The organism is Ekhidna sp., from assembly GCF_965221965.1.
GTDB lineage: Bacteria > Bacteroidota > Bacteroidia > Cytophagales > Cyclobacteriaceae > Ekhidna.
On record NZ_OZ244926.1, the window covers coordinates 2,966,945 to 2,988,741 of the forward strand.

Here is a 21,797-nt window from a genome sequence, read left to right on the forward strand (position 1 = left end):
TTAGCTTGTCCAAATGTCCCAAGAATTTTCTGCCTGAAGCTCCAACATCTCCAACCCATTTTTAGTTTTTGCTCCATACTTTTTACCCATTTTCATGAATATAGTTTCCTCAGGGTTATAAACCAGATCATATAAATAGTTTCCCTTTGATATTCGTTGATAAGGAATCTCTGGCTTTGTTTCAATATTGGGATACATCCCAAGAGGAGTGGTATTTACAATCAGCTTAAAACGTTCAATCACTTCTGGATTTGCCTTCAGTTGGTCATATGTATAGTCTCCACCCTTAGAGCTTCTGCTTACCTGATTGTATGGTATATTCAGATCAGTCAGCCCCGCCTGAACAGCTTTAGATGCTCCTCCTGAACCGAGAATTAAGGCCTCTCCTTTAAAAGCTCCAATCCAGGACTTTAATGATTTTCTAAAGGCCATATAATCAGTGTTATAACCGATTAGCTTCCCTCCCTTTCTGTGAATCACATTTGCAGCACCAACCTTGATTGAACTAGCGTCTTGCTTATCGATGTACTTCAGTACCTGCTCTTTATACGGAACTGTCACATTCACTCCTTTTAGATCATTGTGCTTGAGCCATAAAGCAGGAAATTCATTTAAAAATTCCATCTCGAACAACTCATACGAATGATCCTTAAGGCCAAGTTTTTTGAACTTTTTCTGAAAAAAATCCTGGGAGTAGCTATGCTCTACAGGATAACCAACCAATCCGTATTTTTTCATGGGAGACTAAAGTTAGGGCGAAAAAATGAAGGGCGAAGAAAACAGGAAATTATTCTGCAGTTCTTCCTATTCGTTCAAGGAGAAAAACAACCCCACCACCAATTATGAAAAAAATAATGGCCGCCATTAGTTGATTTGGCTCACCAGTGGATTCAGTGAATTCAGATGGGGTAAGATTGGTAAAGCTAAAATCAGACTCCAATTTCCACGGCCATATTTTATTTAATGATCCCAACATAAAACCGGCCAAGGCAGACATGGTGATGGACTTGTGATTTTTCAAAAGCCAATGGATCAATTTGGAAAATGAAAGTAGCCCAACCACACACCCCACTCCAAACGTAAGGATCACCTTAACATCAAGAGTCTTAACCGCATGTAGGATAAATTCATACTTCGCTAATAAGATCAGTATAAAGGAACCCGAAATACCTGGTAAAATCATGGCACAAATGGCAATCGCTCCAGAAATGAAAATGAACCAAAGCTGGTCACTTGTAGCAGACGGGGTAAGTGAGGTGATCAGGTATGCTGAAAGCATGCCAAGTATTGTAAAAAAAATTACATCCATGCCTCTTTTTCTGGGCATCACATAAAAAGCCGAAACAAGGATAAGACCAAAAAAGAATGACCAAAGTGGGATTGGATGATCATGTAAGAAATAAGTAATGAGACTTGAAAGTGAGAAAATACTAAGAAGTATTCCAGCAAAAACATGGAGGAGAAATGGACCATTCACATGGTGCCATAACTCTTTTAGTTTAAAACTGGATAAAAGCTTTAGTGCCTTCGCATCAATTGAGCGAATGGAGTCGATCAGTTCCTCGTATATCCCTGTAATCAATGCTATCGTTCCTCCCGAAACTCCCGGGATGAGATCGGCACATCCCATGGCAGCACCTTTTAGGAAAAGTTTGAAATTGATCATTTTAAAAAATACGACCTACAAAAAGTGGCTAAATGTATCTCCTCTCAGTCCTAGTCGAATGGTCTCCAATGGAATTACCTCATTTGGTGCAATGTTTCCAAGATTCACATTGGGCCCACTAAGCTTAATGAACCAGACTTGCTGGGCTTTTTGAGGTGCTTCCCACAAAATTTTCTCTGATGGAATTTGTGTTAAAATCTCCTCAACCAACCCTTGGCGTACTTCGCCTGAATCCCTAAAAAGACCAACATTTCCACTTTCACGAGCCTCTCCGATCACTTTCCAGGCACCCGCTTCCAGTTCTGTTCTCATTTGCTCAATCCATTTATACGGAGGAATGATCTTAGCGGCATCTTTTGATCCCACCTCGCTCAGCACTGTCACTTGCTTGGCTAGTGTATGGATATACTGACATTTTTCATCGTGATCCATTTCCACTGATCCATCGGAGACCTCAGCGTATTCTAAACCGAATTCGTCCAGCACCTTCTGGTAGTCCTCAAATTGATTTCTAACCACAAAGGCCTCAAATAATGTTCCGCCAAAGTAACAGGGTATTCCTGCTGACTTGTATAGAGCAATCTTTTCTTTAAGATTTGGATAAACGAATGAGGTGGCCCATCCGAACTTCACTATGTCGATGTAATCACCACTTGACTCAATCAAATCTTCAACTTCACGTAAACTAAGGCCTTTATCCATGACCATGGTATAGCCTTCAGTTCTTGGTTTTTGTGTTCGCTCGGGTAGGTTGTTTAGATGATAATTCATTTAGGATATCTGGTGCTTATTTCAAAACAAGCCCCAAAAATCACAAATTATCTTTAGACGGTCAAAGTTTATTTATTATCCTGTCTAAACTGATCAATAATTCGGTACAGTGCTTTTTGTGTCGGAAGGTTTGGGAAGAAATCAAAAAGAACCTCATGCCCTTCAAAATCCAACATTAATGCAGTCTCAAGTCTATTGATGGCATTCTTGTAGCTACCGGATCCAATGAGGTACACTACTCCTCGATAGTACATTTCTGCATTGTCCGGACATTCGTCCAATCCATCTTCCAATATGGCAATGGCCTGAGCAAAATCACCTTGTTCATAATACACCATAGACCAGTCAAGCCAAATATTTGGATCTTCAGCATTCATCTCACTGGCTTCCTTGTAGGCATCCAATGCAGAGACCAGATTACCGGTTTTATATTCAGCATCCGCAACTGCTTTCCAATAGTGGGCGTTTTCAGAGTCGATCTTGAGGGCCTTATTCAAAAAATGGATAGCTTCATACCATTTATCCTGAAGAGCGAGACAAACGCCAACACCATACCACGCTTCATGGTACAACTGGTCTAGTTTTGTAGCTTTTTGATAATACTTTATAGCCAATTCGTGTTGCTGAAGTTTTTCATAGGCCGCACCAATATGACAATAAGTCTCCGGGGAAGCTCCTTCCTGATCATAGGTTTTCAGGTATGCAGCCAAGGCCCTGTCGTATTTCCCCAGGTTCATAAGGGCGTTACCCATATTGAACCATGCACTACTAAAGCCTTCATCTATTGCGGTGGCATATTCATAGGCATCTACCGCTTCGTCAAACTTGGCTAGCTTATTATAAACGATTCCCAGATTGTACCACGCATACTCCGAATAAGGATCTTGATCAATGAATTTTTGATAATACGATAAGCTGCTTTCCAATTCTCCAGAGACATCCAGGCAATAGGCTAGTTCATATAATGCATTCTCATTATGCATGTTTATTTCAATGGCCATTTTGTACTGCTCAGCAGCTTCCTTGTATTTACCCAGTCCCTGATAAGCCATGCCTATACTAAAATACACTTCATCCTTCTCATCCACATTTAAAATGGCATTCTCATATGCCTCGATTGCCTCCTCAAACTCAGAGAGCAAACAATGGATGGCACCTTTTTGCAGAAGCAATTCAGGATCATTAGGCTGGATATTTAACGTTTCGTCAAGCAGATCAATGGCCTCATCCGATCTCTCCATTTTAACGAGCACATCAGATTTCTCTATTGTAAGATCTACCGAGTAAGGAAATTGCTCCAAAGCAATACCAGCAGCCTTTAGTGCCTGATTTAATTTATCATGTACACTGTAGTAACAAATGATTTGAATGAGTGACTCTTCATCAAAGAAGTGATTTTCCCTGTTTTTAAGGAATGCTTCAAACTTTCTTATCAACTCTCTCTCTTCCTTACGTTTATGTTCTTCGGCCATGGCAAAAGATTAAATTCGGTGGTAAATGATTTAAGGAATTTACGCGAAAATGTACTTAAAACCCTTGGGTTAGGGGCTAAAAAGTTTTCCACACCCTCATAAAAGATCCTTATTTTTAAGTAGATCCTTTTTAATTAATCGTTGTATTTCTTTGGACTTCAATCCTTTTTCAAGATATGGCAGGTGATTCTGGCGATGTAAATCAGAACCCAGAAAATCAACCATTTCTTTAGCTATTAATTGTTTGCCAATTTGTAATGGTTTTTCTCCATAATACCCCCCCAAAGAACCCAAAGTAACCTGAAACATAACTCCCATTTCTTTTAGTTCCTCAAGCCAACGAATACTTCCTTCCAGGAACTGATATCTTTCCGGGTGAGCAAGTACAGGTCTGAACCCTTTTGCAAGGAGGTCGAACATGACAGTTTCAAAAAAGATTGGCTTATTCACAAAAGAAGATTCCACAAGAACAAACTTATCTCCGAACGATAGAATACGATCACCTTCCCTTACTTTGGAGTAAAAAGACTCATCTACATAATATTCAGCAGCCGCTTCTATTTCTACCTGTATTCCTCTCGAAACGACCTCTGCCTGAAGCGCCTCCAAACCGGACATTATCACATGCGGAGTGTTAGGATACCTTGGGTGAATGTGTGGCGTTGTAATTACTTTACTAAAGCCGAGTTCCATTAAGCTCTTAAGCATATCAATGCTTTGTTCCATAGATTGAGAGCCATCATCAATATTCGGAATAAGATGTGAGTGTAGGTCAACCTTTAGCGGATGAATGCTTTTCTTACCGAAAAGGCCCATTTAGAATAAGTTTTTAATGCTAGTGGCTACTTTCTTCCGCTTTGATTCTTCATCAGTATAATAACCATGACCATAGCCATAACCGTAACCATAGCCCGGGGTAGAATCAATCGCATTAAGAATTGTCGTCATATTTGGGAACTGGCCTGTTACTTTCAGATCATTCATTACTTTGATAAAGCTTCTTCTAGAATAATCAGCACGTACAATATAAAGCTGAATATCACAGCTTTTCATTACTAAACGCCCATCGGTAACTAACCCAACAGGGGGGGTATCAAGGATAACCACATCATAACTCTTTTGAAGATCCTCCAGCATTTTAGTAAACCCCTTTTGGAGTAATAGCTCGGATGGATTAGGAGGTGTAGGCCCGGCCGAAACAAAGTCCAACCCCTCAATATCGGATTTTTGAATGCTTTCTTTTACACTGCTTTTCCCCGAGAGAATGGTACTGACACCATTATGCGTGCTGGCAACACCAAAAGCAAGGTGCACTTTGGGCTTTCTCATATCAATATCTACCACACAAACCTTTTGCCCGGTCATGGCCATGATCGCTCCCAGATTGGCAGCAACAAATGTTTTTCCCTCACCTGAAATTGTGGATGTAACACTAATTGATTTTGACCCACTCTTAGGGTGAATGAAATCAAGGTTGGTCCGAATCGTACGTAGTGCCTCACTCAGCGAACTTTTGGAATCTTTGGTAACAACAAGGGAAGTATGATTCAATGAAGCTTCTTTATACTGAGGAATTGCACCCAGCACAGGAACTTTCACCAATCGTTCCAATTCCCTCACACCTGCAACTTTGTTGTGCGCTAAGTATCTGATTAGGAGATAAACTACACTCATGATCAAGCCAACCATAAAGCCTGCTCCTACTATTAATGCCTTTTGAGGTTTAATCGGTGCTTGAGGCAGTGAGGCCGGAGAGAGAATCACATTTTTGGTTACAGTACCTGCTCGGGTGATTTCCAGCTCCATTTTTGAGGTTTGAAGCGAGAGCATAAATTCCTCCTGCAACTCATAAAAACGTCTGTTCTTTCCATATTCAGTGCCCATTGATGGCATCTGCGAAAGGTTATTTTCCAGAATGTTTCGCCTCCTGTCAATCTGATCCATGCGATCCTCAAGTGTTTGATCGTAAGACTGTAACAGTTCGGTCAGGAGATTTTTTGATTTCTCCATTTTCACATCGAGCTGCTCCACGATGTAGGACGTTTCATTATATGACGCAAGCTTTAGTTCCCGCTCCTGTTGGAGATCCGAATACTCTGAAATCGCCTCCGAAAGAGATTTAGGCAACTGCTCAAGCATAAGTGGGTTGACAGCAATGGGGCCTTTCGTGTTGACTTGATTCTGAATCACATTCAGATCATTGATATTTCTCCTTAGTGAAAATCGCTGTGAATCAAGGATGCTGAGTTGTTCGATTGTACGGCTTAAATCTTCATCTAGGTTGGTGGTCCTGTTTTCTATTGTAAACTGCTCAAAATAATCTTCGTATTCCTCCAGTTTATCCTCTGTGCTCTCTATCTGTCGATTCAGGAATTCTATTTTCTGTTCAATAGCTGCATTCTTTACTTCTCTCGTGTAATCCAAATAAAGTGAATCCACCAGATCAACTAAATCCCTGGCTTTGTACTTATTATGATCTGAATATGAAACTTTAATTGTTTTCGCATTAAAATTTTCCGGGATAACCTCAAGGTTATTTTGAAGTGTGCTAATTAACGCATCCCTATTAGAAATGATAAAAAAGTAGTTATTCTCATCCTTTGGATTAAATAACTCTGTTCGTTGAACTAGTAGATTAAAATCCTCTGTCTTGATTTCCTCCCCAAAATTGTAAGTGTTCTCTACTTCTTCATCATTGATTTGACAGGATAGGCTAAAAGAATCCTCCGCACCAAATTCAATATCAAATGGCCTGTTATAATAATTGGCATTGTGGATTTTATAAGAAACGATGAAAGGAGAATTCCTATATCGCTCATCTGTGAGGTACCTTCCATAAACGTGGTACGAAACGTCCATTTTAGCAGCATCAGCAACTCGATTCAGGAAGAGCTTGGACTTGATAAGCTCTATTTCACCCGAAATTTCATTTCTTTCCTGAGTATTTACGACCTCCACCAGTCCCAAGACGTTTGCCTCACTCTCAAATTCCAATTTGACAATGGATTCTGAATTGTAAAGCGGCTTTGTATACCTCACATATACATATGACAAGGACGTGGTGAGCAGTACAAATCCGATAAGCCAGAATTTGCTTCTTTTCAAGACATACCAGAATCGCTCGAGATCAAAAGATTCGAAAAAATCCTTTTCTGTGTCAGTTTGATTTTGTGTTTGGATGTTGCCTTCCATTATATATTCTGAACAACAACGATTAAAGTTAAGACACTGGAAATAAGGCTGAGAGCCGGAGAGACATCTCTCAACGTTTCTAACCATGGTCTTCTCCATGGCTCCACATAGATGACATCACCCGGAGCTACTTTCATATTTGTTTCCCTCATACCACTGATGGTGGCAAGGTTTATACGATATACCTCTTTTCCTCTTATCAACTTAATATTCTGTGCTTTCGCTCCCATTTCAAGTCCCTCTGCTGAGGCCAGCACCTCAATGATGCTGGTGTTTTCATTGGGTATTGGTACCACCCTACCCCCTGGAGCTCCTAGTACAAAAACCCGTCGGTTCGTTATTCTCAGCTTCACAAAAGAGCCTTTATAAACACTATTGAAACGTTCCGCGATCGCTCGTTCAGCTTCGAAAAGAGTCATTCCTTCCAATTGCATATCTCCGATCATTGGAAAAGTGGCTATTCCATTAGCCTGGATGATATATTGAAATCGATCTCTAAACTGTTGCTGCTGTTGCTGTCCAGGATTGGTCATTAACTCCTGATTGGGATCGATGAGACGCTCTCCATCATTGGTGAAAACATCAAGCAACAGCGCATCATTCGGTTTCAAGACATAGTTGCTTTCGATCTCTTCAGTCACGACTGATAAATCTTCTTTAGTGAAGTCATCATCCAGCCGGAACATGATGTCTTGCTTGTAGGCTTTGCAGCTACTTAAAACAGCGATTAAAACAATTAATACTAAACGGTTCACAGATAAGTATTTATAAGTCGTAAAAATAGAAGAAATAATCTATGAAGGCTTGATGATTCGACGTATTGTTTGATCATACATATCAATGACAATATTTTCATCAAAAGTCTCCTCTACCAACTTACGAGAGTTAGCTGCAAGTTGCTCTCGCTCCTGCCTACTTAGCGATAGAAAAAGACGAATCTTATCAGATAAACTCTTCGCATTTTTAACCTCAAATAAAAAACCATTAAAGCCATCTCTTACCACCTCTTTGCAGCCCGGAACATCAGATGCCAAAAGAGGTCTCCCCATTGCCGCTCCTTCCAGCAATGTCCGTGGTGTTCCTTCCCGATACGATGGAAGTATAAGCGCATCTGATTCAGCGATCAGCCTGCTGATCTTATCTGAATGTGGTAAATATTCAATAATTCCATCCGAAACCCATTGCTCCAGTTCAGCTCGTGAAACGGATCTTGAATGACCTTCATCAAACTTTCCAACCAAAATGAACTCCACTCTCCTATCATCTTTGAATTGAACAGCAGCCTCCGCGAAATCCTGAACACCCTTTTCCACAATAACACGAGAAATCATGAGGAACTTAATCACATCCTTCTCAGGAATAGGAACGGGAGTGAATTGCTTCAGATCAATTCCTGACCCGGGAAGGATTCCAATCTTATTTTCAGGTAATCTCACATGTGATATGAAAAGCTCCTTATCATCCTGATTTTGAAAGAAAATATGACCGGCAGATCTGAAGGCTATTTTGTATAACCACATTGCTACCTTGCCAACCAATCCTTTGACAAGAAAGACGGTACCCAGTCCACTTACATTGCAGATTACCGGAATGGAAGCAAACCTACCTGCCAATGCGGAGTAGATGTTCGCCTTTATAGTGAACGCCAGAGTCACATCCGGTTTTTCCTGACTGAATACTGAACGAAGCTTTCTGAAATAACCAATGTCATTTATTGGATTTGTACCGGTTCCCTGCAGCGGAGTATCTATCCACCTAAGCCCCCAGTCTTCAATCCTTTCTGTGTATTCATCTCGAGGAGCCAGCACAATTACTTCGTCACCCTTAGATAGAAAGTGATGAACGAGACCCTTCCGAAAATTGTAGATATTCCAACAAGTATTGGCAACAAAAGCGACCTTCACAGTGTAAACTCTTTGGATAGCAAACTTTTGTAAGCTATGCTTATTTAGCAAACTTTGCGAAGAATATGATTGAAACTGCAAAAAAGAATGAGCGAGGAGTGCTCGTGGCTGTCGGCTCTAAATCAGAGTCTGATGAGCGTATGGAAGAGATGATGGATGAACTCGAGTTCCTCTCTCAGACTCTGCAGATAGATATTTTGGGGAAATTCACCCAAAAACTGGAGCATCCTGACCCCAAAACTTTTGTTGGTAAAGGAAAACTTGAAGAGATCAAGATCATGTGCCAGATGGATAAGATCGATGTGGTTGTATTTGACGATGATCTCTCTCCGTCACAACTAAGAAATCTTGAAAAGGAGCTTAAAGTCAAAATCTACGATCGTAGTTTATTGATCTTAGACATCTTTCTTAAGAGAGCAAAAACCGCTCAGGCAAAGACGCAGGTTGAGCTTGCTCGTTACCAGTATTTACTCCCTCGTCTTACCCGAATGTGGACTCACCTTGAAAGACAGAGAGGTGGAACAGGTACTCGGGGTGGTGCAGGTGAGAAGGAGATTGAAACAGATAGAAGGATCATCAGAGATCAGATCAATGTGCTCAAGAAAAAGTTAGAGAAAATTGAAAAACAATCCAATACACAGCGAAAATCCAGAAGCGGAGTCGCCAGGGTGGCTTTAGTCGGTTATACCAACGCAGGAAAGTCCACTTTGATGAAGTTGCTGAGCAAGGAAAAGGTATATGCAAAAGATGAGCTTTTCGCCACAGTTGATTCAACTGTCCGTAAAGTGGTTTTGAATAACATTCCTTTCCTACTTTCGGATACGGTTGGGTTTATCAGGAAATTACCTCACTCGTTGATTGAGTCCTTTAAATCAACGCTGGCAGAGGTGATGGAAGCCGATATTTTGCTTCACGTAATTGATGCTTCGAATCCTTCACATGAAGATCACATTCGAATTGTGGATGAAACACTAGCGGAAATAGGTGCTGCAGATATCACTACGATCAAAGTCTACAACAAAATTGATAAAGTAGAAGAGCCGGTGGCCCAAAATGGAAAAGGTCTATCCATTCAAATTAGTGCTAAAACAAAGCAAGGAATCCCCGAACTAAGAGAATTGCTCTTTTCCGAAGTTAAGAAGGTGCATATGAGAATCTATCCTAACTACATGCAGCAAGAGGTTTATTGAGGTTTTATATTTTTGCTTTTTGTTTACATGGCCTCTTAGTTCAAGGGATAGAATAGGCGTTTCCTAAACGCTTGATCCAGGTTCGAGTCCTGGAGAGGCTACTACTGTCGGTGTGCATAATTAAAGTTTTCTAAACTTTTGATACAGACGGTCCGCCGCTGCGGTTCGATTCCTGTCAGGGCTACTTAATACTCTAAAACGCTTGATCCAGACGGTTCGCCGCTGTTATGGGATTCTCCAGAAACCATGTCTTATCCTCTTCCAAAGGGTTTTTCTCTCATTATAACACTTATCTTCTCATTTTGAGAAATCCCATTAAATAGTAACCGATCGATTTATCCCATTCATCTACACATGGTGTGTTTTCATCCAGAAAGGAACCGTTGGCACGGGCTTAGTACATCCTTAGGCGAAATAAATGTTGAACCAAAAATTTACTCGTAATGAATAAGTTTAGATTAACATCAAAAATTTTAGGAATACTATTACTATCAGGTCTCTTCGCCTGTAGCGACGATGATTCAAGTGTTGAATCGCAGGGACAAGCCAGTGTTGCCATGACCGATGCTGCAGTTGATGCAGAAAATGTAAGTAAGGTTATGCTGTCTATCAGTGAAGTTCAGGCCACCGCAAATGGTGAGACTCGAACAGTAGCCACATTTGATACACCTAAACAATTCAACTTAATGGCGTATCAAAATGGTGAAACTTATGCTCTTGGTGAAGGTGATCTTGAGGCTGGAACCTATTCTGACTTAAGATTTATAATCTCTGGCGCCTCTGATTCATACATTGAAATGAATGACGGAACTAAAGAAGAACTAGAGATTCCAAGTGGGACAACTTCCGGCTATAAAGTAAATGGAACATTTGAAGTAGTAGCTAATGCCACTACCGATATAGTTGCTGACGTAGATTTAAGAAAAGCTCTCGTATTTACCGGTGAAGGGACTTTCATGCTGAGACCTACAGCCAGACTTGTTGAGGCTGATGCTACTGGTACAATCGAAGGTACTGTAGATGGTCAATCAAGTTCATCGGAAAGACTAATTGTTTATGCATATGAAGAAGGTAGTTTCTCAGCATCTGAAGAAAATGAACCTGTTGAAGGTCGAACCAGATATGAAGGATCAGTAAACTCAGCGATTGTTGCTGAAGACGGATCTTACATGTTGGCCTTTATGGAAGAAGGTGATTATGAAATAGTTGTAGCATCATATTCCAATACAGATGATGATGAGGAACTTGAGTTTGAAGGAAGAGTTTCTTCAGAAATCATGATCAACGGATCTTTATTCAACACAATTGACGTTGAATCTAATTCTGCAGTAACGGCTAATATTCTATTGCAATAATTAGAACTATCAAAGGGGCCCTGTGCCCCTTTTTTAGTTACCACAAACTATCTTCACCTTTGTCTAAAAGAACATCTTTGAAACGTAATCGATTTCCTTATATACTAGGAACGTCACTGCTGGTATTAACCATTGGTGCATCGTTCCTGGGATTTTTTGCATATAATAACCTCAATCAGATTATAGGGGCATTGGAAAGCGAAGTAGAACCCAATGTCAACCTTCTCTTGCTCAATAATATTGATATTGAACTTCAAGAAGTCGAGCATGCCATGGAACGCTATGTGTATACAAATGAGGAAATACACATGCAGAACTTCAGAAAAAGCATTGCCCAGACCGTACGAATAATTGACACACTGAAAGAACAAAATGATGATCCGGAAATACTTAAATCCATGGATCGGCTACAAGATCTGGTATTAAACAAAGGAACAGTCCTTTCCCAAGTTGCAGATCTGGACTATGAGTCCATGGAAGAAACCTTTGCCAACCTCAAACTTCAGCTGAACGATATCCAAACCAAACAAATACTGGAAGATACGCTCATGCGAAAAAAAAGAGGGTTTCTTCAAAATCTTTTTGGAAAGGAAGAACAGGTAATAACCTCTGACACCATCGACATCTATAATTCTACGGAGTATAAAAACCTTATTAACAGCCAACTAGACTCGATTGCCAACCAATCGCAACAAAAAGCATACACTCAAAAGCTAAAAGAATTCACCCTGCAACGTGATCACCAGCAAATACAAGCTGAAATATCCGAGCTGCTATCATCACTCGAAAAGTGGGAGCTTGAAAGAATACGAAATCACGCAGCAAATGCGCGGGAAATCGCCCGATATACAAACAAATATGTCACGAGATTCAGTATAGTTGTACCCCTCCTCCTATTAATCACATTTTCTGTATTGGTCATTTACATTCTTAGAACCAAAAAGCATCAACAGGCATTAGATTCATCGAGAAGAAATGCATTGAAACTGGCCAAAGAAAAGGAACAATTTCTCGCCAATATGAGCCATGAAATTCGGACCCCCATGAATGCTATTGGTGGTTTCGCTAAGATTTTACTTGAAAAGAGTAATCTCGATCAGGAGCAAGAGGAATACCTCCACATCATTGATAAATCCACCGAGCACCTCACTCACATTCTAAATGATGTACTCGATTTTTCCAAGCTGCAAGGCGGCAGGATAAAATTGGAAGAGAAGCCATTTAGTCCTGCTGATTTGGTAAATGATACCATCAAATTGTTGGAGGATAAGGCTACAGAAAAACATCTACGGCTGGAATATGAAACAGAAAATCTGCCCGATATAGTGATTGGTGACCCTTACCGTCTGCGACAAATCCTTCTGAATCTGATTTATAATGGAATCAAGTTTACCGATAAGGGCGGGGTATATGTGACAGCCAAAAGAGAAAAAGAAACCAAAAAAGGAATCCAACTTTCATTCGAGATCATGGATACCGGAATCGGAATACCAGCAGATCGGAAGAAACATATCTTTAATGAATTTGAGCAGGTAAACAGAGAAGATAAGCGGAAGGGAACCGGTTTGGGACTCTCCATTACTAAAAAATTGGTGACGATCCATAGAGGGAAAATAAAACTGGATAGTACTGTCGGTAAAGGAAGCACATTTACAATTTCACTTCCCTTCAAGCTTGCCGATCAGGACACAAAAAACTCTGCTCTCCTCACTAAAAAGACCCCTCAACTTGATAGCATGCATGTGCTGATTGCCGATGATGAGGCATTTAACAGAAAGTTGCTAGAGGCCATTTTAAAAGATCAGAGTATAACATACGACATAGCAGCGGACGGAAAAGAGGCCTATGATCTTATGCAGAAAAAAGATTTTGACATAGTACTCATGGATTTTCGAATGCCGGAGATGGACGGTCCACAAGTGGCTGAAAAAATCAGGAAAGAGAATAAGCGAAACGCCGAAACTCCAATCATTGGCCTCACTGCAACTGTTTCAGATGCTGATATGAGAAATGCTAAAAGCTCTGGTATCAATCAGGTACTAAGAAAACCATTTGACACAGACGAGCTTCTTGGCCTAATGAATGAAGCTATACCTTCTGACTCAAGAAAATCTAAGGACATGGAAATAGATAACAACGCATCGTTTAATCTGGAAGGGCTTTCCAAAATGGGAGATCCTTCTTTTGTTACAGATATGATCGAAACCTTCATCACAAGTACAAATGAAAACCTGCGATTGCTTGACCAACATGCAGGGAATGAGAACTGGCAGGATGCTGCAGAAGTGCTCCATAAAATCATTGCTCCCGCCAGACACTTAAAAGCAGACCAGGTTGTCAGCCTATTGAAAAAACATGAACTAAGTGCCAGGGACGGTCACCCTATCCCAAAAGATGAGTATAAAGACATCAAAAAATCAACAAAAGAGCTCGTTGAAGCACTTCAATTACATTTACGGAAAAACAAAAAATAAATGAGCGATCAGTCTTTCAAAATATTTGTCGTTGAAGATGATGATTGGTATCGGAAACTTCTTGTACACACGCTAGAACTAAATCCTGACCATATTGTAAAGGCGTTTCCGGATGGAGAATCATTGCTCAAAGAATTAAAAGAAAAGCCTCAACTCGTCACCCTGGATTTTCGACTGCCGGACTATTCCGGATCAGAGTTGTTTGATAAAATCAAGTCATTTGATTCTTCCATAGAAGTTATCATCATCTCTGAACAACAGGATATAGAGACAGCAATCAATCTGCTAAAAAAAGGAGCCTACGATTATCTCACCAAAACCGATGACATTCGTGACAGGCTGATCCATGTGCTGAACAAACTGGATAAAAATAAGCAGCTGGAAGCACGGGTGGAATCACTTCAGGAAGAGGTCGAGAAGAAATACGACTTTTCAAGCAATATTATCGGTCAAAGTGCCGGAATAAAGCGTGTCTTCAAACTTATTGAGAAGGCAATCCAAACCAATATTACAGTAATGATCACCGGTGAGACTGGTACCGGAAAAGAAGTGGTGGCTAAATCCATTCACTACAATGGAAAGCAAAAAACCAAACCTTTCATACCGGTCAATATGAGTGCCATCCCAAAAGACCTGGTTGAAAGTGAACTATTCGGACATGAAAAAGGCTCATTCACCGGAGCTACCGGCAAGCACATTGGGAAATTTGAGCAGGCTCAGGGAGGCACGCTCTTCCTCGATGAGATTGGCGAGATGGATATTTCTTTGCAGGCTAAACTCTTACGCGCACTCCAGGAAAAAGAAATTACACGTGTCGGCGGTTCCTCCCCCATCAAAGTAGACTGTCGTGTAATTGTAGCAACCCACAGAAATCTACAGCAGGAAGTAAAAAATGGAAACTTCAGAGAAGACTTATATTATCGGCTCTTCGGATTACCAATTGAATTACCACCATTGCGTGAACGTGATAAAGACGTTATTATCCTGGCAAAACATTTCGCAGAAGCTTTTGCGCGGGAAAATGATCAGGAATTAAAATCCTTTACAAAGGAGGCACTCCAGAAATTGATGAACTACCCTTTCCCTGGAAATATCCGAGAATTAAAGTCCATTGTTGAGTTATCCATGGTCATGTCAGATGGAGATATGATCGTTCCGGAGGATATCACTTTTGCACAGAAAGATGTGCTTTCTGATATTCTGACAGAGGAGATGACCATGAAAGGCTATCAAATGCGAATCATTCATTCCTACCTGAAAAAGTATAATGAGGATATAAAATTAGTTGCAGATAAGCTTGATATTGGTCAATCCACGATTTACAGACTCCTGAAAGAAGAAAAAGAATCCTCTCAGTAAGATGCATTTTCTCAAAATGAGAAAATGCAGAACAAGCATAATTTTATAACACATTGATTTTCAAGTAGTTATTTATAAGGCACATCGATTGAATATTCATAGTCAAACGACAATTAGAAATGACTATGAAATTCATAAAATCAATATCTGTTGTAATTCTAAGTATCCTACTCGCTGCTCCTGCATTGGGTCAGCAACTGAAAACCGGCACCACCTATAAAACCGCAGTGGGTGTTCGTGGACTTGGAACTTCAGGATTGACAATCAAACATTTTACAGGAAACAATCAGGCACTGGAAGGAATAGTGGGATTTTACCCAAATGCCTTCTCAGCCACTTTATTGGTTGAACGTTATGCCCCGGCATTTTCTGAACCGGGACTTAACTGGTACTACGGGATCGGTGGTCATGTAGCCACTCAGTCAGACGTGGTAAGCAACGAAGGTCTATACAGAAGGGAAACATCTGAAGTTGGGTTTGGTATAGACGGAATCTTCGGTATCGAGTATAAAATTCAGGAAGTACCCATCGCAATGAGCCTGGACTTCAAACCTTTCTTTGAAGTAGCTACTGATGGAGACGCATTCATCGCTTTAGATCCTGGGTTAGGCATTAAAGTAACCTTTTAATAAAAACATTATGGAACTAGTAGCAATCGCATACATTCTTCTCGGAATTACCGTCTGTAGTATCGCTCACCTTAGCACTTATGGTGATGAATACGAAGAAAAAGTACCGGTCATATTCCGGATGGAAAAACTAAAGCGCTGGATTAAATCAATTATAAACCAAGTGAAAATTTAAATATAAACCGTTATGAAAACCCAAACTAAATACATACTAGCCGTGGTGATTGGATTAGTTATCACCGTAGGTCTTGCAGCGGCATTCATTTCCATGCAAGAAGAGAAGGAAGAATTGACTGTACAGTCTGTTCAATTGGAAGAAGAGTTACAAAAACGTGACTCAGCTTACAATGAGATCATTGACATCATGTATGGAGTCGAAAGCAAGATTGAAAAAATCAAAAAGAGAGAAAACCTACTCTCTAATGTAAGCAACACCAATGATTTCACAACTGCTGATAAAAAGCAAATGGTTAAAGACATGAGTATGATTGACAGCCTGATCGTTCAAACCAATGAAACGGTTGCTCGATTAGTGTCGAAGTTGGACAATGCTAATATCAATCTCAACTCGTTCAAAAACCGTGTAAATCAACTCTCCAAAGAGTTGGAGGACCGCAAGCAGTCTGTCGCTTCCCTGAGAAAGGAGCTGGAAGAAAAAGATATCGAAATAGCCGAAATGACGGCTGATATCAAGTCATTGAAGTATCGGGTAGATACACAGGAAAAAACGTTAGATACTCAGATGGCTGAGATCAATATGCAACAAGAAAAGCTTAATAAAGCATTCTTCGCAATTGGTTCTGAAAAGTCACTTGTGGAAGATGGGCTTGTCTCTAAAGAAGGAGGTTTCTTATGGTTTGGCAAGACAAATGAGTTAGACCCGGATGCATCCAAAGACAAATTTAGTGAGATCGATATCAGAACAACGAATCGTCTAATCGTAGATTCTGAGAAAGTTGATTTGATTACAGAACACCCTTCAGACTCCTATGAAATAGTGAAGGAAGGAGATGTTGTCAAATACATTGACATTAAGAACCCGGAAAAATTCTGGGGGATTTCGAAATACCTGGTTGTAGCTGTTAAAAGCTAGGATCAGTTATGGGTTGTGGTGACTCTTAGGGTCCACGTCCTGTGGACCCTTCTTTTTAAAATCATTTTAATCACAAAACGAAATAGATACAATGAAGACTAAAAGTATATTAATAAGCATATTCATTCTAGCATCAGGACTACTGATGGCACAACGCAGTGGTATCAAAGGTGGAGCCAATTTTTCCAATCTATATGTAGATGACGTGAGTGACGAAAATATGAAAATAGGACTCAATCTGGGGTTGTGGCACCAAACTGCAAATGGAGCATTCCAAACAGAGTTGAATTACTCCAACAAAGGCGCGGAAATCGTTTATGATGGAGCGCTGGGAAGCGGAAAATACCGCTACAATTTAAACTACCTGGAATTGCCTGTCTTGTTTGTAGGACATGTAGGAAGACTCAACCTCCAGGTTGGACCATATGCAGCATTTCTTGTTGGTGCAAATATTAAAGATGTTGATTCCGACGGTGACATCAATCAAGTTGCTCAATTAGATAGAGATGATTTTCATACGTTTGATTACGGATTAGCAGGTGGAGTAGGGATTGATTTCGACGCTAGCCAGATTGGGTTAAGATACAACTACGGTCTGAGGGAAATCGGTAAGTCAGGATCCTTCGCGGGAGAAGCTGTGGATAACGCTAAAAATTCCGTTCTTCAACTCTATGTTGCTCTAGACTTTTAAGACTTGTCTTATTCCTCACCTAAAGGCCTGCCCGATTTCGGGTAGGCTTTTATTTTTTATTGTTTGTTATACGATTAGGAAACTAATCTAAAATAACTCCGTATTAGCTTTTCATGAAGCACACACAATTAGGTGAATTTGAAGAGCTGGTCTTGCTGGTAGTGGGATCATTGCACCAAAATGCCTATAGCATTTCCATTAAAAATGAATTGCAGGACAAAACAAGTCGAAAGCCAAGCATTGGTGCACTTCATTCTGCACTCAACCGACTGGAAAAGAAAGGATTTATAAACTCTCATGAAGGAGGTGCCACATCCGAAAGAGGGGGAAGAAGAAAACGATTTTATGAAATTACTGCATTCGGCAGAAAAGCACTTGACCAGTCTTATGAACTAAGATCCTCACTCTACCACACGTTACCACAGGTTAATTATGTCGGGGACTAATTACACCAAACCAAGGAATCCACCCAGGTGGCCCGATAAATTTCTAGGCTGGTTTTGTCATGATGATCACCTGGAAATTCTGCGAGGAGATGTCTATGAACTCTACGAAGAACGAATCGAGAACATGAAAAAATGGAAAGCCGATTTGTTTTTCATTCTCGACATTCTGGGACTCTGTCGCCCATTTGCTTTCAAAAAAAGAAGTCAAAACTCAACTCAAATTACTATGCTTAAAAATTATCTCAAAATCACTTACAGGACATTTATCAAGCAAAAAGTCTATTCATTTCTAAATGTTAGTGGGTTGGCAATCGGGCTGGCTTGCTGCATCCTCATCTGTTTCTATATCTACGATGAATTAAGCTACGATACTTTTCATTCTAAATCCGATCGTATCTATCGGGTGTTGGAGAAATTCGAGAGTGAGGGAGTAGGTGAACACTCTGCCAGTCTTCCTTTTCCAACAGGTCCTGCCTTAAAACTTGATTTTGATCGGCAAGTAGAACAGGTCGTTCGCTTTTTTAACTTTCAATCGCCTTCATTGGCTTTGGCAAATAAGGCTGCAGACAAAGGTTTTAATGAATCAAATATCTTTTTTGCTGATTCGACTCTGTTTGATGTCTTTGATTTTGAGTTGATAGCCGGGGACAAAGAGTCAGCTCTTGACGAACCTAACTCCATCCTCATCACCCGCTCGATGGTGAAAAAGTACTTCGAGGACGAAGACCCGATGGGTAAAATTTTAGAATTTCAGGGTAATCAAAATTTGCAAGTGACCGGGGTGCTGGAAGATACGCCCACTAACGCCCACTTTAAGTTCGACTTTATCGTGTCGTTTTCAACCCTCAAACAATCATTCGGTGGTGGATACCCAACCACCTGGTACTGGAATCCCTGCTGGACATACATAGTCCTTGAAGAAAACACCAAGAAAGAAGACCTCCTGGCACAATTTCCAGATTTCGTTTTGAAATATTTCCCGGATTTTGTGAAGGAAGATATTACTCTTGAGCTCCAGTCGATTGAAGATATACATCTACACAGTAAACTGGACTATGAAATCACAGCAAACAGCGATATCAAAAACGTCTACATTTTTGGACTGGTAGCGATCATTGTATTGATCATTGCCTCCATAAACTTTATCAACCTCAGCACAGCCAGGGCCAATAAAAGAGCAAAAGAGGTTGGTGTACGGAAATCACTGGGTAGTGCTAAATCTCAGCTGATCAATCAGTTCATTTTCGAATCTGTCCTTCTGACGTTCGTTTCGCTTTTCGTTGCGATTGCAATTGTAGCCTTGGTGTTGCCTGGTTTTAATCAATTAACGGAAAAGGCCGTTTCACTAACGATTTTACTTGAGCCCATCTTTCTTTTTGGATTGTTAGGAGCTGGATTGGGCATTGGTTTACTATCCGGTTTTTATCCTGCATTTGTCCTGTCATCATTCAAGACTGTTTCTGTCTTAAAGAACAACCACCTGAAAACAAGTGGATTGAATTTCAGAAGGCTCTTGGTTACCACTCAATTCGCGATCTCCATCATGTTGATCATTGGTACACTGATTGTCCTTAGTCAGCTCAATTTTTTACAAAACAAAGATGCTGGTTTCGATGATGAAAATATTGTAATGGTCCCGGTGATTCAGTCTCCAATGGGTAATCATTATGAAAACTTTAAAACAGCTGCTCTGCAAAGTCCACACATAAAATCAATGACGGCTGTAGAAGAAATAGTGGGTGCAAAGTTCCAGGTTGGCAACTACACTTTTGAGGGTATGGATAAATCGAAACCATTCCCACGCTTCAATGTCCGGCATGACTTTGTCGAAACGATGAATATTCCGCTGGTAGCAGGAAGGAGTTACGATCAGACCATCCAGACTGATGATTCGTTGGCTTTGGTTGTAAATGAGACTCTGGTCAAAAGTATGGGATGGGAAAGTGCGGAAGCTGCTGTAGGTAAACGATTCAATTTTAGAGGAGAACTCAAAGGCCAGATTATCGGGGTGGTAGAAGATTACAACTTTGCTTCAAAGCACCATCCAATTGCTCCTCTTGTTATCACGCTTAATACCCATCCGGGTGCATTCAACCTGTTCATTAAATATGTGGCAGTCAAAATTGAGGGGACACAAATGCAGGCCGCCATATCTGATCTTGAAAATGCCTGGGTTTCCGTTCTTCCTCAGCGACCTTTTGATTTCTTCTTTTTAGATGATCGACTGAATGATTCGTACAAATCAGAACAAAAACTCAGCAGCGTAACATTAATTTTTTCAGTACTCGCGATTCTTGTGGCTTGTCTCGGACTATTTGGATTAGCCACCTTTAGCGTAGAACAGCGAACCAAAGAGATCGGCGTAAGGAAAGTACTTGGTATCAACACATCTCAGATTTTGATGTTACTGTCCAAGGAATTCATGATGTTAATTGGAATAGCGTTTTTAATCGCAATTCCGCTTTCATACTATTTGGTTAACGAATGGCTAGCAGGATTTGCATTTAGAATTGACATGCCATTCTGGCCATTTATTCTTGCAGGGTTAGTCACGTTTGTGATTTCTATGGTTACCATCGCTTATCATGCCATGAGAGCATCCTCAATTAACCCTGTGGAGACCTTGAAATATGAATGATCAATAGTCGGTCTTGATGGATTTATTAAATGGAAGTCCAAGTTGATACTTGATGTTTTCGTCCTTGCTTGGATCTGTTACATCAAGACCATATTTGATTTTTGAGGTGTCATCATAGGTGAATGTCCCAAACATTCGATCCCAAATGGATAGCACATTTCCAAAGTTGGTATCTGTCCACGGACGCTCAAAATGATGATGAAATTTGTGAGTATTTGGCGTGATAATTACATAACTCAGCGCCTTATCCAACCATTTTGGTAAGCTGATATTTGCATGTGTCCAATAGGTGAAGAAAATAGTGATAATTCGATAGAATAGATAGTAAGCAACTGGCATACCGAACAAGATAAAAGTGCCCAGTGCCAGAGCTTCCCTCAACACAAACTCAATGGGATGTTGTCGCACGCCTGTGGTTAAGTCCACTTTAGTATCACTATGATGAACCAGATGCAGCTTCCACATCCACTTAACCCGGTGAAGTAAGAAATGGGCAAAATATTGTGATACCAAATCCAGCGCAACAAACGAAATCAAAAGCCCAAGCCAAACAGGCATCTCAAACCAATTGAGAATGCCGAACTCTGCCTGGGATGTCCATTTGGTAGCGCCCACGAGCGCAACTCCATAGATTACATTGATGATCATCAGAAAGACGAAAAAGAACATATTGACTCCATCATGCCGAAGGCGCTTGTAATCATGTTTTACAAGAGGAATGATATTCTCCAGTACAAAAAAGAAAACCAAACAAATACCTACCCAAAGAATTTTTTGGATGGTTGTCAGTTCAGCAAAGTAATTCAGAAAGTTCTCCATCACTTACAGCTTAATCCATAACGAATATACTACAGCAAGCGATAAATTGTTTGATACTAAAATTCGCAATTTCCCGGTTTAGGTTGTTGATGAAGAAA

At 40.4% G+C, this 21,797-nt stretch carries 19 protein-coding genes and 1 tRNA gene; 11 read left to right on the forward strand and 9 right to left on the reverse strand.

Annotated elements, in window-relative coordinates; all coding sequences use genetic code 11:
• The 8 genes from ACOQON_RS13940 to ACOQON_RS13975 form a co-directional block, all read right to left on the reverse strand.
• Nucleotides 1–738 (reverse strand): shikimate dehydrogenase family protein, encoded by a 738-nt coding sequence (locus ACOQON_RS13940; RefSeq protein ID WP_420576030.1) that lies wholly within the window; start codon nucleotides 736–738, stop codon nucleotides 1–3.
• 49 nt (nucleotides 739–787) lie between these two features.
• The gene (locus ACOQON_RS13945; protein WP_420576031.1) at nucleotides 788–1,666 is read right to left on the reverse strand and encodes a DUF368 domain-containing protein; all 879 of its coding nucleotides are present in this window, start codon (nucleotides 1,664–1,666) and stop codon (nucleotides 788–790) included.
• A 15-nt stretch (nucleotides 1,667–1,681) separates the two neighbouring features.
• On the reverse strand, nucleotides 1,682–2,437 hold the full coding sequence (locus ACOQON_RS13950; RefSeq protein WP_420576032.1) for a phosphosulfolactate synthase: 756 nt from the start codon (nucleotides 2,435–2,437) through the stop codon (nucleotides 1,682–1,684).
• A 68-nt stretch (nucleotides 2,438–2,505) separates the two neighbouring features.
• Nucleotides 2,506–3,909 carry a tetratricopeptide repeat protein gene (locus tag ACOQON_RS13955; protein WP_420576033.1) on the reverse strand — a complete coding sequence of 468 codons (1,404 nt, stop codon included), beginning with the start codon at nucleotides 3,907–3,909 and terminating at the stop codon, nucleotides 2,506–2,508.
• Nucleotides 3,910–4,005: 96 nt separating this feature from the next.
• On the reverse strand, nucleotides 4,006–4,725 hold the full coding sequence (locus ACOQON_RS13960) for a tyrosine-protein phosphatase (protein WP_420576034.1): 720 nt from the start codon (nucleotides 4,723–4,725) through the stop codon (nucleotides 4,006–4,008).
• The gene (locus ACOQON_RS13965) at nucleotides 4,726–7,101 is read right to left on the reverse strand and encodes a GumC family protein (RefSeq protein ID WP_420576035.1); all 2,376 of its coding nucleotides are present in this window, start codon (nucleotides 7,099–7,101) and stop codon (nucleotides 4,726–4,728) included. It lies immediately after the preceding gene.
• Nucleotides 7,101–7,856 (reverse strand): polysaccharide biosynthesis/export family protein, encoded by a 756-nt coding sequence (locus ACOQON_RS13970; protein WP_420576036.1) that lies wholly within the window; start codon nucleotides 7,854–7,856, stop codon nucleotides 7,101–7,103. The genes ACOQON_RS13965 and ACOQON_RS13970 overlap by 1 nt, the downstream gene beginning before the upstream one ends.
• Before the next feature lie 39 nt (nucleotides 7,857–7,895).
• Nucleotides 7,896–9,005: a glycosyltransferase family 4 protein gene (locus tag ACOQON_RS13975; RefSeq protein WP_420576037.1), complete on the reverse strand. Its 1,110-nt coding sequence runs from the start codon at nucleotides 9,003–9,005 to the stop codon at nucleotides 7,896–7,898.
• A 65-nt stretch (nucleotides 9,006–9,070) separates the two neighbouring features.
• Here ACOQON_RS13975 and hflX point away from each other — a divergent pair, with 65 nt between their 5' ends.
• From hflX to ACOQON_RS14030, 11 genes are all read left to right on the forward strand, one after another.
• Nucleotides 9,071–10,195 (forward strand): GTPase HflX, encoded by a 1,125-nt coding sequence (hflX, locus tag ACOQON_RS13980; protein WP_420576038.1) that lies wholly within the window; start codon nucleotides 9,071–9,073, stop codon nucleotides 10,193–10,195.
• A 29-nt stretch (nucleotides 10,196–10,224) separates the two neighbouring features.
• Nucleotides 10,225–10,296: transfer RNA gene (locus ACOQON_RS13985), tRNA-Arg, on the forward strand.
• Between the two features lie 342 nt (nucleotides 10,297–10,638).
• The gene (locus ACOQON_RS13990; RefSeq protein ID WP_420576039.1) at nucleotides 10,639–11,550 is read left to right on the forward strand and encodes a DUF4382 domain-containing protein; all 912 of its coding nucleotides are present in this window, start codon (nucleotides 10,639–10,641) and stop codon (nucleotides 11,548–11,550) included.
• A 77-nt stretch (nucleotides 11,551–11,627) separates the two neighbouring features.
• The gene (locus ACOQON_RS13995; RefSeq protein WP_420576040.1) at nucleotides 11,628–14,024 is read left to right on the forward strand and encodes an ATP-binding protein; all 2,397 of its coding nucleotides are present in this window, start codon (nucleotides 11,628–11,630) and stop codon (nucleotides 14,022–14,024) included.
• Nucleotides 14,025–15,383: a sigma-54-dependent transcriptional regulator gene (locus ACOQON_RS14000; RefSeq protein WP_420576041.1), complete on the forward strand. Its 1,359-nt coding sequence runs from the start codon at nucleotides 14,025–14,027 to the stop codon at nucleotides 15,381–15,383.
• Nucleotides 15,384–15,508: 125 nt separating this feature from the next.
• On the forward strand, nucleotides 15,509–16,012 hold the full coding sequence (locus ACOQON_RS14005; RefSeq protein WP_420576042.1) for a hypothetical protein: 504 nt from the start codon (nucleotides 15,509–15,511) through the stop codon (nucleotides 16,010–16,012).
• A gap of 10 nt (nucleotides 16,013–16,022) precedes the next feature.
• On the forward strand, nucleotides 16,023–16,187 hold the full coding sequence (locus ACOQON_RS14010; RefSeq protein ID WP_420576043.1) for a hypothetical protein: 165 nt from the start codon (nucleotides 16,023–16,025) through the stop codon (nucleotides 16,185–16,187).
• Between the two features lie 12 nt (nucleotides 16,188–16,199).
• Nucleotides 16,200–17,105, forward strand: a complete 906-nt coding sequence (locus ACOQON_RS14015; RefSeq protein WP_420576044.1) for a hypothetical protein — start codon at nucleotides 16,200–16,202, stop codon at nucleotides 17,103–17,105.
• A gap of 91 nt (nucleotides 17,106–17,196) precedes the next feature.
• Complete coding sequence (locus ACOQON_RS14020; RefSeq protein ID WP_420576045.1) at nucleotides 17,197–17,796, forward strand: porin family protein; 600 nt, start codon at nucleotides 17,197–17,199, stop codon at nucleotides 17,794–17,796.
• A 113-nt stretch (nucleotides 17,797–17,909) separates the two neighbouring features.
• Entirely contained in the window at nucleotides 17,910–18,242 is a 333-nt protein-coding gene (locus ACOQON_RS14025) for a PadR family transcriptional regulator (RefSeq protein ID WP_420576046.1), read from the forward strand.
• Nucleotides 18,229–20,880 (forward strand): ABC transporter permease, encoded by a 2,652-nt coding sequence (locus ACOQON_RS14030; protein WP_420576047.1) that lies wholly within the window; start codon nucleotides 18,229–18,231, stop codon nucleotides 20,878–20,880. Before ACOQON_RS14025 ends, ACOQON_RS14030 begins: the two co-directional genes overlap by 14 nt.
• On the opposite strand, the gene ACOQON_RS14035 is transcribed toward ACOQON_RS14030, so the two are convergent.
• Nucleotides 20,881–21,699: a sterol desaturase family protein gene (locus tag ACOQON_RS14035; RefSeq protein ID WP_420576048.1), complete on the reverse strand. Its 819-nt coding sequence runs from the start codon at nucleotides 21,697–21,699 to the stop codon at nucleotides 20,881–20,883.
• Nucleotides 21,700–21,797: the final 98 nt, after the last annotated feature.